This window comes from Pectobacterium carotovorum (assembly GCF_900129615.1).
Lineage (GTDB): Bacteria > Pseudomonadota > Gammaproteobacteria > Enterobacterales > Enterobacteriaceae > Pectobacterium > Pectobacterium carotovorum.
This window is the reverse complement of sequence record NZ_FQWI01000001.1, coordinates 352,355-367,072: the sequence shown is the minus strand read 5'-3', so window position 1 is coordinate 367,072 and position 14,718 is coordinate 352,355. Positions and strand designations below refer to the sequence as shown.

13 protein-coding genes are annotated in these 14,718 nt (G+C 51.2%); 7 read left to right on the top strand and 6 right to left on the bottom strand.

Going from position 1 to position 14,718, the window contains the following annotated elements; genetic code table 11:
- Positions 1 to 8 precede the first annotated feature (8 nt).
- The 4 genes from rsxG to dtpA all read left to right on the top strand — a co-directional run bounded on the left by rsxG (position 9) and on the right by dtpA (position 4,169).
- Positions 9 to 638, top strand: a complete 630-nt coding sequence (gene rsxG / locus BUB06_RS01660) for an electron transport complex subunit RsxG (RefSeq protein ID WP_010295173.1) — start codon at positions 9 to 11, stop codon at positions 636 to 638.
- On the top strand, positions 635 to 1,342 hold the full coding sequence (locus BUB06_RS01655) for an electron transport complex subunit E (RefSeq protein WP_039473058.1): 708 nt from the start codon (positions 635 to 637) through the stop codon (positions 1,340 to 1,342). Before rsxG ends, BUB06_RS01655 begins: the two co-directional genes overlap by 4 nt.
- Entirely contained in the window at positions 1,339 to 1,974 is a 636-nt protein-coding gene (nth, locus tag BUB06_RS01650; protein ID WP_039473056.1) for an endonuclease III, read from the top strand. The genes BUB06_RS01655 and nth overlap by 4 nt, the downstream gene beginning before the upstream one ends.
- A gap of 677 nt (positions 1,975 to 2,651) precedes the next feature.
- Positions 2,652 to 4,169, top strand: a complete 1,518-nt coding sequence (dtpA, locus tag BUB06_RS01645; protein ID WP_039473054.1) for a dipeptide/tripeptide permease DtpA — start codon at positions 2,652 to 2,654, stop codon at positions 4,167 to 4,169.
- A gap of 132 nt (positions 4,170 to 4,301) precedes the next feature.
- On the opposite strand, the gene cysB is transcribed toward dtpA, so the two are convergent.
- A complete protein-coding gene (gene cysB / locus BUB06_RS01640) occupies positions 4,302 to 5,276 on the bottom strand; it encodes an HTH-type transcriptional regulator CysB (protein ID WP_010295182.1) in 975 nt (324 codons plus the stop codon).
- Positions 5,277 to 5,655: 379 nt separating this feature from the next.
- A complete protein-coding gene (topA, locus tag BUB06_RS01635) occupies positions 5,656 to 8,256 on the bottom strand; it encodes a type I DNA topoisomerase (RefSeq protein ID WP_039473052.1) in 2,601 nt (866 codons plus the stop codon).
- 369 nt (positions 8,257 to 8,625) lie between these two features.
- Between topA and BUB06_RS01630 the strand changes: the two genes are divergently transcribed.
- A complete protein-coding gene (locus tag BUB06_RS01630; RefSeq protein WP_010295185.1) occupies positions 8,626 to 8,895 on the top strand; it encodes a YciN family protein in 270 nt (89 codons plus the stop codon).
- Positions 8,896 to 8,953: 58 nt separating this feature from the next.
- Here the strand turns inward: BUB06_RS01630 and sohB are convergent, their stop codons facing one another.
- On the bottom strand, positions 8,954 to 10,000 hold the full coding sequence (gene sohB / locus BUB06_RS01625; protein ID WP_010295186.1) for a protease SohB: 1,047 nt from the start codon (positions 9,998 to 10,000) through the stop codon (positions 8,954 to 8,956).
- 358 nt (positions 10,001 to 10,358) lie between these two features.
- Between sohB and BUB06_RS01620 the strand changes: the two genes are divergently transcribed.
- Entirely contained in the window at positions 10,359 to 11,120 is a 762-nt protein-coding gene (locus tag BUB06_RS01620; protein ID WP_039473049.1) for a YciK family oxidoreductase, read from the top strand.
- A gap of 18 nt (positions 11,121 to 11,138) precedes the next feature.
- Complete coding sequence (gene cobO, locus BUB06_RS01615; RefSeq protein ID WP_039473046.1) at positions 11,139 to 11,729, top strand: cob(I)yrinic acid a,c-diamide adenosyltransferase; 591 nt, start codon at positions 11,139 to 11,141, stop codon at positions 11,727 to 11,729.
- Between the two features lie 81 nt (positions 11,730 to 11,810).
- Here cobO and rluB read toward each other — a convergent pair whose 3' ends face one another.
- The 3 genes from rluB to rnm all read right to left on the bottom strand — a co-directional run bounded on the left by rluB (position 11,811) and on the right by rnm (position 14,509).
- Complete coding sequence (rluB, locus tag BUB06_RS01610) at positions 11,811 to 12,695, bottom strand: 23S rRNA pseudouridine(2605) synthase RluB (protein ID WP_010295189.1); 885 nt, start codon at positions 12,693 to 12,695, stop codon at positions 11,811 to 11,813.
- Positions 12,696 to 12,873: 178 nt separating this feature from the next.
- Positions 12,874 to 13,494: an L-threonylcarbamoyladenylate synthase gene (locus tag BUB06_RS01605; RefSeq protein WP_039473043.1), complete on the bottom strand. Its 621-nt coding sequence runs from the start codon at positions 13,492 to 13,494 to the stop codon at positions 12,874 to 12,876.
- Positions 13,495 to 13,636: 142 nt separating this feature from the next.
- Positions 13,637 to 14,509: an RNase RNM gene (gene rnm / locus BUB06_RS01600; RefSeq protein WP_039473040.1), complete on the bottom strand. Its 873-nt coding sequence runs from the start codon at positions 14,507 to 14,509 to the stop codon at positions 13,637 to 13,639.
- Positions 14,510 to 14,718: the final 209 nt, after the last annotated feature.

The following is a 14,718-nucleotide window of genomic DNA, read 5'->3' as shown; positions in this document are numbered from 1 at the left end:
AGCAGACCATGTTTACCACTATGCGCCGCCACGCGATGACACTGGCTCTGTTTGCGGCATTCACGACGGCAATTACAGCCATCGTGAACATGTTAACGGAACCCACAATTTCGCATCAGGCGATGCTGCAACAAAAGATGCTGTTGGATCAGGTCGTTCCCGCCGAGTTATACAATAGTGACATTCAGAAAGAGTGTTACGTTGTCACTAATCCAGCATTGGGGTCGTCAGCACCGCACCGCGTTTTCATCGCTCGTCAGAATGGTGAACCGGTCGCCGCCGCACTGGAAAGTACCGCGCCGGATGGTTATTCTGGAGCGATTCGGCTGCTGGTTGGTGCCGATTTTCACGGTAAGGTACTCGGCGTCCGCGTGACCGAACACCATGAAACACCGGGGCTGGGTGATAAAATCGAAGTGCGGATTTCTGACTGGATCACTCGGTTTACTGGGCTAGTGGTACAGGGCGAGCATGACACCCGCTGGGCAGTGAAAAAGGAAGGCGGAATGTTTGATCAATTTACCGGCGCCACCATTACGCCACGCGCCGTTATTAATAGCGTAAAACGCAGCGCCCTTTACCTGCAAACGCTGCCATCACAAATCAATACGCTGTCCGCCTGTGGAGAGAACCAATGAGTCAAACCAAAGCACTTTTCGTTGAAGGGTTATGGAAAAACAACTCAGCACTGGTTCAATTGCTGGGCCTGTGTCCCCTGCTGGCTGTGTCATCAACCGCGACTAACGCGCTGGGATTAGGGCTGGCAACCACGCTGGTTCTCACCTGTACCAACATGGCTGTCTCCGCGCTACGCCGCTGGGTGCCAGCGGAAATCCGTATTCCCATTTACGTCATGATCATCGCCTCGGTGGTCAGCACCGTACAGATGCTGATCAACGCCTACGCCTACGGGTTATATCAATCTTTGGGGATTTTTATTCCGCTGATCGTGACGAACTGTATCGTTATCGGCCGGGCAGAAGCCTTTGCCTCCAAGAATGCGGTTTTCCCTTCCGCCATTGACGGTATGGCAATGGGCCTGGGGGCGACCAGCGCACTGGTGGTACTCGGTTCTTTACGTGAGATTCTGGGTAACGGCACGCTATTCGACGGCGCGGATTTGCTGCTGGGCAGTTGGGCTAAGGTTCTCCGCATTGAGGTTGTCCACCTTGATTCCCCTTTCCTGCTGGCGATGTTGCCACCGGGCGCATTTATCGGTCTGGGACTGTTGCTGGCAGTGAAATATTTGATCGATGAGAAAATGAAACAACGCCGAGCCCGTGCTGCTGTTGCCGAAGGGAAAACTGCACCGGTGACCGGTGCCGTAGGGGAATCGCTGTGAACAAGACCAAGCGGATTGAGATCTTAACGCGTTTACGCGACAACAATCCCCATCCGACGACTGAACTACATTTCAGCACGCCGTTTGAATTGCTGATCGCCGTACTGCTTTCCGCACAGGCAACCGATGTCAGCGTCAACAAAGCAACGGCAAAGCTCTACCCTGTTGCCAACACGCCGGAAGCCCTGCTTGAACTCGGTGTAGACGGCGTTAAAGGCTACATCAAGACGATTGGCCTGTTTAACAGCAAAGCGGAGAACGTCATTAAGACCTGCCGTTTGTTACTGGAAAAGCATCAGGGGCAGGTTCCCGAAGATCGCACCGCACTGGAAGCCTTACCCGGTGTAGGCCGAAAAACAGCAAACGTCGTTCTGAATACCGCATTTGGCTGGCCGACGATTGCCGTTGATACTCACATCTTTCGCGTCAGTAACCGGACAGGATTCGCTCCGGGTAAAAATGTCGAACAGGTAGAGGAAAAACTGCTGAAAGTCGTTCCGGCAGAATTTAAAGTCGACTGCCATCACTGGTTAATCCTGCATGGTCGTTACACCTGCATTGCCCGTAAACCGCGCTGTGGCTCCTGCCTGATTGAAGATCTATGTGAGTTCGGCGAAAAGGTCGACGCCTAATCTGCTGTGGTCTGGAGCGCCAGACCTTCTTTATCGGTTATTCCACACTCCACTTTGTCTTTCGCTCTCTCACTCTCAACGTGAACCGCGTGTTCTCTGCGTCCTATTGCTCAGGCAACTCTGCTCTGACGGTTTATTCGATGCGTTGTAGCGGATTCTTCTACCCAAAAGCCTGTATAAAAGTACAAGTAACCACTATTTAAGGCTAATAAGTTATTTTTAATAGAAAATTTAGTGATTGAATGTCACCTTGCGTGATTATGTCGTATTTTATTTTATCGTACGCATTTGATGGATTTTTATACTCACTACATATTTAGTGATATGCAAAAGATTAAACCGCATATTCATTCATAGTTAATGATATTATCTTGATTTCAACAAAAAGGCAGATTATATCCCTTTTTGAAAAACAAAATACAACAAACCGAGATAATAATTTGAAGCAAAAGCAAGTTATGAAATTAAACTCTGCATAACATTTAATTTCTGGTTTTATCCCGCGACAAAAACCACTTGTAACAAAACATGTCAAATGACTTGTCTGTCCGTAAAATCACGTCAATATAGCGCCGTTTTTCCTTCCCATAACTAGTCAAAAGAGGTTGCAGTTTCACTGCCTCACTCTTGTTATTTTCTCGTTAAAAAAAACGAGACAGGTAAAATCAGAGGTCTTTGTGTCAACAGCAAACAACAACAGCGAATCCCCTGAAAGCGTCAGCATGAACGCCTTCAAACAACCAAAAGCGTTTTATCTCATCTTTAGCATCGAGCTGTGGGAGCGTTTTGGCTACTACGGTCTGCAAGGCATTATGGCGGTCTATCTGGTCAAAATGCTGGGTATGTCCGAAACCGACTCCATTACCCTTTTCTCCTCATTCAGTGCGCTGGTCTACGGTTTCGTCGCCATTGGCGGCTGGCTGGGTGATAAAGTCCTCGGCACTAAACGTGTGATCGTACTGGGTGCTATCGTGCTGGCGATCGGTTACACCATGATTGCTTATTCAGGCCACAGTGTGACGTGGGTGTATATCGGTATGGCCACCATCGCCGTTGGTAACGGATTGTTTAAAGCTAACCCGTCGGCCCTGCTGTCTACCTGCTATGCGAAAGACGATCCGCGTCTGGACGGTGCCTTCACCATGTACTATATGGCGATAAATATCGGCTCCTTCTTTTCTATGCTGGCTACGCCGTGGCTTGCCGCACACTATGGCTGGAGCGTGGCCTTCTCTCTTAGCGTAGTCGGTATGATTCTGACGCTGGTTAACTTTATGTTCTGCCGCAAGTGGGTCAACACACAAGGTTCTCAGCCAGATTTCCAACCGATTCATTTGCCAAAACTATTGAATTCGCTGATTGGTATTGCTGCTTTGATCGCGGTGTCCACTTGGTTGTTACACCATCAAAGTATCGCTCGCTGGATTTTGGCCTTAATTGCCATGGTCGTCGTGATTATTTTCATCAAAGAGATGTTTGCTGTTCAAGGCGCTGAACGGCGGAAAATGATCGTCGCGTTATTGCTAATGTTAGAAGCCGTTGTCTTCTTTGTGTTGTATAGCCAAATGCCAACATCGCTGAACTTCTTTGCCATTCGCAACGTTGAGCATTCAATTTTAGGTTTTGCTTTTGAGCCGGAGCAGTACCAGGCGCTCAACCCGTTCTGGATCATGGTAGCCAGCCCGCTTCTGGCTGCGATTTATAACAAAATGGGCGACCAGTTGCCGATGGCGCACAAGTTTGCGGTTGGTATGGTGCTGTGCTCCGGCGCGTTTCTGGTGCTGCCGTGGGGTGCCAGCATGGCGAACGATCAGGGTATTGTGTCCGTCAACTGGCTGATCCTCTGCTACGGGCTACAAAGCATCGGTGAGCTGATGATTTCCGGTCTGGGTCTGGCGATGGTCGCCCAACTGGTGCCACAGCGTCTGATGGGTTTTATCATGGGTGCCTGGTTCCTGACTACAGCCGGTGCTGCGATTATCGCAGGCTACGTTGCGAATATGATGGCCGTGCCTGAGAACGTTGTAGACCCGCACGCGTCTCTTGAGGTTTACAGCACTGTCTTCATGCAGATTGGTATCGTTACGGGCATCATCGCCGTTCTGATGCTGCTGACTGCGCCGAAACTGACACGTATGACGCAGGATGTCACCGATGCCCCTGCGGACGCCGTCACGACGACAGCCTCTGCCTGATAACCAGGCAGAACACTTTACGGAAATGATTGTGTGAAGTGTTATTGGTGAAGAGTGAGTGATCGCCAGATGACAAAAAGCCAGACACTGTCTGGCTTTTTTACGTTAGTGCTCATGCACGTCTGATAACGCTTACTTCACGGGCAGCGTCACATCTTTGAACATCGCTTCAATTTCATCATTCGAACGCAGCGCCACGGCAGAATCGACGACATCGCGCGTTAAATGCGGGGCAAACCGCTGGATGAAATCGTACATGTAGCTGCGCAGGAACGTGCTGCGGCGGAAGCCAATTTTCGTCGTGCTGTAGCTGAAGATGCTGTTCGCGTTGATGGTCACCAGATCGGTTTCCGTCTGCGGATCGACCGCCATATTCGCAATCACCCCGACACCCAACCCTAAACGCACGTAGGTCTTAATCACATCGGCATCCGTTGCGGTAAAGACGATACGCGGCGTGAGGCCAGCGCGGTTAAACGCGGTATCCAGTTCGGAGCGCCCCGTAAAACCAAAGGTATAGGTGACGATAGGATAAGCGGCCAATTCTTCGATGGAAATATCGGTTTTGGACGCCAGCGGGTGATCAGGTTTTACTACCACCGCGCGATTCCAGTGGTAGCACGGCAGCATGATCAGATCGTCGTACAAATGCAGCGCTTCGGTCGCAATAGCAAAATCCGCAGATCCTTTCGCAACGGCCTCAGCAATCTGCGTCGGCGAGCCCTGATGCATGTGCAGCGACACGCGAGGATAGCGATCGATGAAGCCTTTAATGACGCTTGGCAGCGCGTAGCGCGCCTGCGTATGCGTAGTCGCCACGTACAGCGACCCTTTATCGGGATAGGTATGTTCTCCGGCGACCGCTTTGATAGCATCGACTTTCGACAACACTTCACGTGCAATGCGGATGACTTCCTGTCCGGCTGGCGTCACCTGTGTCAGGTGTTTTCCACTACGGGCAAAAATCTGAATGCCCAACTCATCCTCCAGCATGCGGACCTGTTTACTGATCCCCGGCTGGGAGGTGTACAACCCTTCTGCGGTAGAAGATACATTCAGGTTGTGATTAACAACTTCAACAATATAACGAAGCTGTTGTAGTTTCATAATTTATCCCATTCCCAATTGAAGTGTGCGCGTGGCATCTCACGACGTTCTGACGACGTTCCGTTTTATTGATTTGATTGCGTCTTAACCGTCTGGCGCATATTTCCATCAATTAATGTCATTTAATCATAAAAATTATTTTTATATAACCATTTTTGCATGGCGGCAGCGATAAAGAACGCGGTGCGTGCGATTATCACCGAGGTAAACCGCATGATTCTCTATCACGGATCAACAATCCTCATGCTACCGCAGGACAATCTTCATGCACCTGTTTTATCTGGAGATTTTCTGCGATCGAAAAAGCCAGCCTTGCGGCTGGCTTGATTTAGCGATGTCTTACACATAACCGGGTTATGCGCGGGGTGACAGAAAGAGGTTACTTCTTCCCTTCAACCCATTTGCCATCAATGTAAAACGCTGACCAGCCTGTTGCCTTACCGTCTTTCTCTGACGAGACATATTGCTGTTTGGTCTTACGGCTGAAACGCACCTGCGTTTTGTTGCCGTCGTTATCGGCCGCAGGAGCATCAGCCAGATAGCGCAGTTTTTCCGGTAAACGATCTTTGAATCGCACCAGTTCTTCTACCAGCGGTGCCCGCGTTTCGCGAGATTTCGGGAACGTATTGGCCGCAAGGAAGACCCCTGCCGCGCCGTCACGCAATACGAAATAGGCATCAGACTTCTCGCAAGGCAACTCAGGCAACGGCACCGGATCTTCTTTCGGTGGAGCCACATCGCCATTACGCAGGATCTTACGCGTGTTGCTACATGTCTCGCTGGTGCACGCCATGTATTTACCGAAGCGTCCCATTTTGAGATGCATCTCTGAGCCACATTTCTCGCACTCAACAATCGGGCCATCATAGCCCTTGATGCGGAACTCACCAGCTTCGATCTCATATCCGTCACAGGCTGGGTTATTCCCGCAAACGTGCAGCTTGCGCTGATTATCAATCAGATAGCTGTCCATCGCCGTACCACATTTTTCACAGCGGCGGCGGGCACGCAACGCGTTGGTTTCGGCATCATCGCCTTCCAACACGTTCAGCACTTCGGTTTCTGGTATCAGGTTGATCGTGGTTTTACAGCGCTCTTTCGGCGGCAGTGCATAGCCGGAACAACCCAGGAACACGCCAGTACTGGCAGTACGGATCCCCATTTGACGAGAGCAGGTTGGGCAGTCAATGCTGGTTAACACCATCGCATTGGGGCGCATACCGCCTTCTTCAGGATCCTGTTCTGCCTTTTCCAACTGCTGGCTAAATTCGTTAAAGAACTCATCCAATACCGCTTTCCATTCCGCCTGATTATTGGCGACCTGATCGAGGCGGCTTTCCATCCGTGCGGTAAAATCGTAATTCATCAATTCGCGGAAGTTTTCTTCCAGTCGATCGGTAACGATTTCACCCATTTTCTCGGCATAGAAACGGCGGTTCTCCACTCGAACGTAGCCGCGATCTTGAATGGTTGAAATAATAGACGCGTAGGTAGACGGACGACCAATCCCACGTTTTTCCAGCTCTTTAACCAGAGAGGCATCGCTGTAGCGTGCCGGTGGTTTGGTGAAGTGTTGCCCTGGCAGCAGTTTTTGCAGCGACAGCACTTCGCCCACGGCCACGGTCGGCAACGTGCGATCTTCATCATTTTTACGCAACGCAGGCATGACTTTCGTCCAACCATCGAAACGCAGCGTACGACCTTTGGCACGCAGCTGATAATCGGCCGCTTCCACGATTAGCGTGGTGGAGTCGTATTGCGCAGGCGTCATTTGGCAGGCGACGAACTGGCGCCAGATCAGCTGATACAGTTTCTGCGCATCAGCTTCCATATCTTTCAGACTGTCGGCCAGCACGCCAACATCGGAAGGACGAATCGCTTCGTGCGCTTCCTGTGAGTTTTCTTTGCTGCTGTAAAGGTTCGCTGATTCCGGCAGATAGCGCTTACCGAATTCTTCGCCAATATAGCCACGCACCATCGTCAAGGCATCCTGACTGAGGTTCGTCGAGTCGGTACGCATGTAGGTAATGTAACCCGCTTCGTACAGACGCTGCGCCATCATCATGGTCTTTTTCACGCCGAAGCCAAGACGCGTACTGGCCGCCTGTTGCAGCGTGGAGGTGATGAACGGCGCGCCCGGTTTGCTGCTGGTCGGTTTATCTTCACGATCGGCAACCACATAGCGCGCGTTCTCAAGCAGACTGACCGCCGCATGCGTTTGTTCTTTATTAACCGGTTTAAACGGCTTGCTGTTATGGTGCGTCACCTGCATTTGCAGTTGAATATCGCTGCCTGCCAGCAAATCAGCGTGCAGTTCCCAATATTCTTCCGGCACGAACGCTTTAATTTCACGCTCGCGATCGACAATCAGACGTACCGCAACTGACTGCACGCGCCCCGCGGACAGACCACGGGCAATTTTTTTCCACAGCAGCGGGGAAACCATGTAACCCACCACACGATCCATAAACCGGCGCGCCTGCTGGGCATTCACGCGGTCAATATTCAACGTGTCTGGTTTTTCAAATGCCTGTTTAATGGCATTTTTCGTGATTTCGTTAAACACCACGCGGCTAAAACGCTGATCGTCACCACCAATGATTTCCCGCAGGTGCCAGGCAATGGCTTCCCCTTCGCGGTCAAGGTCGGTTGCGAGATAGATGTGGTCGGCATTTTCCGCCAGCGTTTTTAATTCGGAGACAACCTTCTCCTTACCCGGCAGTATTTCGTAGTTGGCTTTCCAGCCATGATAAGGGTCGACGCCCATACGATTAACTAGCGCGGATTTCTCATCCTTTTTGACTTTCTTTTTCGTTTTATCTTTAGTCGTTGAGTCCGCGCTCTTTTTACTGACTGAGCCACTCGTCGGCAGATCGCGCACATGACCGACGCTGGATTTCACCACGTAGTCATTGCCTAAATACTTATTGATCGTTTTGGCTTTTGCCGGGGACTCGACGATAACGAGAGCTTTACCCATATGTACTATTACCTGCTGAATTCTTCTGAAAATCAGATATTTTTCGGGGCATCCAGAGCGGATTCTACTGACTGCGCAAAATCCCACACTCTACCTGATAAATATTGGCACGCAACCTAATTAGCATGGAAACCCTGTTTTATCCGCTTCCTGCCACACTGAATATCGGCAGGTAAGCGCCTAAAATGTAGTCCATTTGCATCATAATCTACGCTTTACGCTGAAACCGTATCGCAGTACCCTTTCTCTTGATGCGACTTTTGAAATAACCGCATTGCGTTTTGAAATCGCGGTGTTGATTTTAGAAATAACCTTGTTGATATAGTGCAACGCCCCCCTTTTTCAAGGGTGAGTACAGGAGTAACAATCATGTCACCTGAACATCAGGTTAACGAAGAAAAGCGCCCTATTGACCGCCAGAGCTTATTAATTGAAGCCAATAACATCATTAAACATCACGATGATTATTTGCATGGCATGGTCGCTGATAGCGTAGAACAAAAAAACGGCGTATTGGTTTTTCGCGGTGAATTTTTTCTCGATGAGAACGGAATACCGACCTTAAAAAGCACCGCGGTATTTAACATGTTCAAACATCTTGCGCATGTTTTATCCGAAAAATACGATTTGATCGATTAAATGCAAATGCCCGCAAATTCGCGGGCATTTGATTACGTACGGCTTAATATTGCATCGATTACAGCAGGGGCTTGGAACCGCGTTGCCACCAGCGCAGCATCAGTCGTTCGGCGGTATCACCTGCGCTGCCCGTCAGACGATCCAGCAGGCGTTTACGTCGTGTATAGCGAACGCTTAATACCTCATGGCTGGCCATTTCCGCAATCAGCAGATCGTCACTGGTGCCGATAGCATCAACCAACCCCAGATCTTTCGCCTGAGTGCCAAACCAGTGCTCTCCCGTCGCCACCGAATCAATATCCAGAGAGGGGCGCATCTGCTGCACAAAATCCTTAAACAGCGTGTGGGTGACATTCAGATCTTCGCGGAATTTCTCACGGCCTTGTTCAGTGTTCTCACCAAACAGCGTCAACGTACGCTTGAATTCACCCGCGGTGTGCAGCTCAACATCAATGTCTTTGTTTTTCAGCAAACGGTGGAAATTGGGAATTTGTGCCACGACGCCAATAGACCCTACAATCGCAAACGGTGCCGCTACGATGCGGTCAGCCACGCAGGCCATCATATATCCGCCGCTGGCAGCCACTTTATCCACCGAGACAGTCAACCGCACGCCGCCCTGACGTAGACGCTGTAACTGCGAAGCCGCCAATCCATAGCCGTGAACCACACCGCCGGGGCTTTCCAGACGCAGCAATACTTCATCTTTCGGTTTCGCTACGGCGAGTACGGCGGAGATCTCTTCACGCAGCGAACTGACTTCGCCCGCATCCATACTGCCGTTGAAATCGAGTACGTACAGGCACGGTTTGACACTTTTCTCTTCGCCGCGCTTGGCACGCTGTTTATCTTGCTTCGCGGTTTCTTTTTCTTTCTTCTTTTCTTGTTTGGATAACAGCTTACGCTCGGTGTCGCTCATACAGGCAGTCTGCATTTCGCGCTGCATTTCCTGATATTGTTCACCCAGATTCGTGACCTGCAACTCACCTTTATGTGGACGCTTACGCTGCGTCATCCCGAATGCCAAAACGACTAACGCACCAATAGCCACCACGATGGTGAGTACCTTAGCCAGGAATAAACCGTACAGAGAAAGTAATTCCACAAACACCGTCCTCATTGACTGCGTATTAATTAATGTTGGTTTATTCACCAACCATGGCGTTGACGTCGTGCGCCATTCCCTTCCTATAACCTAACTGATGGCACGCAATATGGCGATGTTATTCCTGTGGTTTTTACGCCTACTGCTGCTTTTTACAACAGCACGGGGATAAATAGAGGCAGTCTCATTGAAAACAGTCGATATTTGAGGCATAACACCCCCATTCACCCTGCCCGGATGCACCGTTATCTGACGTTCCGAGTGGCACGACCGACGCATCTCGCCATGCCGTATACGCGATGGCAGGTCTATATATCTGAAACGTGGCTGTTTTGCGCCACGGTAAGAGGAATTCATTGTGCATTACCAGCCTAAAATCGATTTACTGCAAAACCGTATCATTCTGGTCACCGGTGCTGGCGACGGCATTGGCCGGGAAGCCGCGCTGACCTACGCTCGCTACGGCGCACACGTTATTTTATTAGGACGGACAGAAAGTAAACTTCAGTCGGTTAAACAGCAGATCGAGCAGGAACATGGTACGCCTGCGCACGTTGTGGTCTGCGATATGCTGGCCTTATCCTCCGCGCAGTGCTTTCAACTGGCTGACGAACTGGCGCAGGTTGTGCCACACCTGGATGGCGTTCTCCACAACGCCGGGTTGCTCGGGGAAATCACCCCTATCGTGCAGCAAACGCCAGAGATCTGGCATCAGGTTATGCAGGTCAACGTCAATGCGACCTTTATGCTGACGCAGGCGCTGCTGCCGCTGTTATTGAAATCACCTTGCTCTTCTCTGGTTTTCACCAGTTCCAGCGTGGGTCGCGAAGGTCGCGCCGGCTGGGGAGCCTATTCCGTCTCCAAGTTTGCGACAGAAGGCCTGATGCAAGTGCTGGCCGAAGAGTATCGTTCACAAAATCTGCGGGTGAACTGTATTAACCCCGGCGGAACGCGTACAGGAATGCGTGCGTCAGCCTTCCCTAACGAAGATCCGATGAGACTGAAAACGCCGGCAGATATTATGCCGCTGTATCTCTATCTGATGGGCGATGACAGCCGCCGCAAGACGGGGATGAGTTTTGATGCACAGCCGGGCAGAAAAGCCGGTCCAGCAGAATAATAGAGAAGAGCACGCACAATGAGCGATGAACGCCACCAGCAACGCCAACAGCGCCTGAAAGAAAAGGTCGATGCCCGTATTGCCGCCGCAAATGAAACGCGCGGTATCCTGATCGTCTTCACTGGTAACGGGAAAGGAAAAACCACGGCGGCTTTTGGCACCGTCACGCGAGCGATAGGCCACGGATTGCAGGCAGGCGTGATCCAGTTTATTAAAGGCGAATGGCCAAACGGCGAGAAGAATCTGCTGCAACAGCATGGCGTGGAATTTCAGGTAATGGCGACAGGCTTTACCTGGGATACGCAGAATCGCCAGACAGATACCGAAGCGGCACAACACGTCTGGCAGCATGGCAAACGCATGCTGGCCGATCCACAGCTCGACCTCGTCGTATTGGACGAACTGACGTATATGATTAGCTATGATTACTTGGATTTAAGTGACGTTGTCACTGCCTTAAAGCAACGGCCTGCCGGGCAGACGGTCATTATTACCGGACGAGGTTGCCATCGTGACTTGCTGGAAATGGCGGATACCGTGACGGAAATGCGTCCGGTAAAACACGCGTTTGATAGCGGGATTCAAGCACAGCAAGGTATTGACTGGTAGTCGTTAGTTTTTATTGCTGATAAGCAAAGCGAAATGAAAACGGGCAGCGAAAGCTGCCCGTAAAGCGTAAGGATAACGGTATTACCCGTTGCGCTTAGGTTTTGGCGAAGTGCGGCGTGCCGGAGCACTGTTGATCTGGCTGTGACGTTTTACCGCACGACGGATCTGATTCGCCTTCACCCGGCGGCGCTCGCGCTCAACCGGCAGTTTCGATACCGTTTCTGCCGGAAGCTGCACTAATTCACGTAGATAGTTCAGCTGTTCCAGCGGCATTTCTGTCCAGCCACCGCGTGGAATGCCTTTCGGCAGCGTGATGTCGCCGTAGCGTACACGAATCAGGCGGCTAACCTGCACGCCAACCGCTTCCCACAGACGGCGAACTTCACGGTTTCGCCCTTCGGTCAGCGTCACGTTATACCACTGGTTCAGACCTTCGCCGCCCTGATAGCGGATAGTGCGGAACGATGCCGGACCGTCTTCCAACTGTACGCCCTTGCTCAGCTGTTTGATCTTTTCGTCGTCAACTTCCCCGAAGACACGCACGGCGTATTCGCGCTCAACCTCACGACTTGGGTGCATCAGGCGGTTCGCTAACTCACCGTCGGTCGTGAACAGCAGCAGGCCAGATGTGTTTACGTCCAGACGCCCTACCGCAACCCAGCGAGAACCCTGAATTTTGGGCAGACGGTCAAATACCGTCGGGCGACCATCAGGATCGTTACGCGTGCACAGTTCACCTTCCGGTTTGTAGTACATCAGTACGCGGCACACAGACTCTTCGGTTTCCTTAACGGTAACCACATGGCCATCAATACGGATTTTGGTGGCTTTCGTCACTTCAACGCGATCGCCCAGAGTGGCAATCTTACCGTCAACGCTGACGCGTCCAGCCTGAATGATAACTTCAATTTCGCGGCGTGAGCCATGTCCGGCGCGCGCCAGAACTTTTTGTAACTTTTCGCTCATTGAGCAACCTCTAGTGTCGCCTTCCCAGGCGTCGGGGGGAGTCATAACTGCTGATAAAATTCAACAAGTTACGTAAAAATAATGTGTACGTAAAAATCGTTCATCGTATTCAATGCTGGCGCGATTATACCGATCTTCGCGCCATTTGTATTCCCATTGTTACAGCCTGTCGTAGCGCTTATAGGAACGGCGTGACATCACCGGTGCCTTCACGGGCGACGCGCGGCACGGACTCGGTCAAGTCGATAACCGTCGTCGGCTGTTGACCCAGAGAACCACCATGAATAATCAAGTCCACCTGTTTTCCCAATCTTTCCTGAATTTCTTCTGGATCGGATTCGGCGAAATCATTTCCCGGCAACATCAGCGTTGTCGACATCAACGGTTCATTCAGCGCAGCCAGCAACTCCAGTGCGATAGGATTGGACGGCACGCGCAGGCCGATAGTTTTACGCTTTTCATTCATTAAGCGGCGAGGAACCTCTTTCGTCGCTTTCAGAATAAACGTGTAATTACCGGGCGTATTATTTTTAATCAATCGAAAAGCCGAGTTATCAACATGGGCATACGTCGACAGTTCTGACAGATCGCGACACATCAGCGTGAAGTTATGATCGCTACCCAGATCGCGTATCCGGCAGATGCGTTCCAGCGCGTTCTTTTCGCCCAACATGCAGCCCAATGCGTAACCGGAATCCGTTGGATAAACAATCACCCCACCTTTATGCAAAAATTCCACCGATTGATTGATCAATCGCGGCTGCGGATTCTGTGGGTGAATATAGAAAAACTGGCTCATGACCCTACCTCATACGTCTGACATTTCGCGGCGTTGTGCATTCCAACCCGCGTCATCGTGCAATAGGGTTATTATAGAACGTGTTGATGGTAAAAGATTGTTATTTCATGAGATAGCGATGCCATTACGCAATGATGTACCGCTAGTCGACCAACACGGGATGGTGCCAGACTGGCTCGACATCGGCAGGCAGCCACAGCTTGCGGCCCAGCTCAATCCAGGCGCACGGCAGGTGGAAATCCGATCCTTGCGACGCCATCAGGTTGAAGTCACGCGCATAGCGCCCCAACTGCGTACGTTCATCCGGGGCCTGTTGGCATTGCGCCACTTCCATTGCGATCCCGCCGCTTTCTGCAAACGTCGCTAACAGGCGCTTTAGCCATTTGGCCGTCAAATCGTAGCGCCCCGGATGCGCCAACACCGACACACCACCAGATTGATGAATCGCCTCGATCGCTTGCGGGATAGTGCACCACTGCGGTGGCACGTAACCGATTTTGCCTTTCGCCAGATATTTCTTGAACACCTGATTCATATTCGTCGCGATGCCCAGTTCGATCAGATAACGCGCAAAATGCGCCCGCGTAATCTGCCCTCCGGTCGCCAGACGCTGTGCGCCAGCCAGCGCATCGGGAATGCGGTTTTTTTCCAGCCGGGCAGCGATCTGTTCCGCCCGATTCTGCCGACACGCCGCCTGCTGTTGCAGCAACCCCGTTAACGCTGGGTGTGCACTATCCATCCCCAACCCGACAATATGGATCTCATGGTTTTCCCACAGCGTGGAGATCTCCACGCCGGGAATCAATCTCAGCGGCAACCCCTGCTGTGCAATCGCATTCTGCGCTTCGTCAAGCCCAGCCGTCGTGTCGTGATCGGTAATCGCCAGCACGCTCACCCGCATGTCTACCGCCCGACTGACCAGCGCCGTCGGCGTTAAAAGGCCATCAGATGCCGTGGTATGGCTATGCAAATCATAAAGTGGAAATGACGATATCGGTTGAGAATCTTCTGGCACAAGCCTATCCATTAACAAGAATAATGCGAAGGCCGCATGATGCCATTAATAGGAAGCAAATGGTAATGCCCACCGTTTTTCCGAGTAATAAAATAATCATATTGAAGGTGTTGACATTTCATCGCCGAACCCGTTAACTAGTACGCAAGCGCAGTAAGCGGACAGTAACCAGTATACAAACAGTGAGATGATGATAATGGCAACGCAGA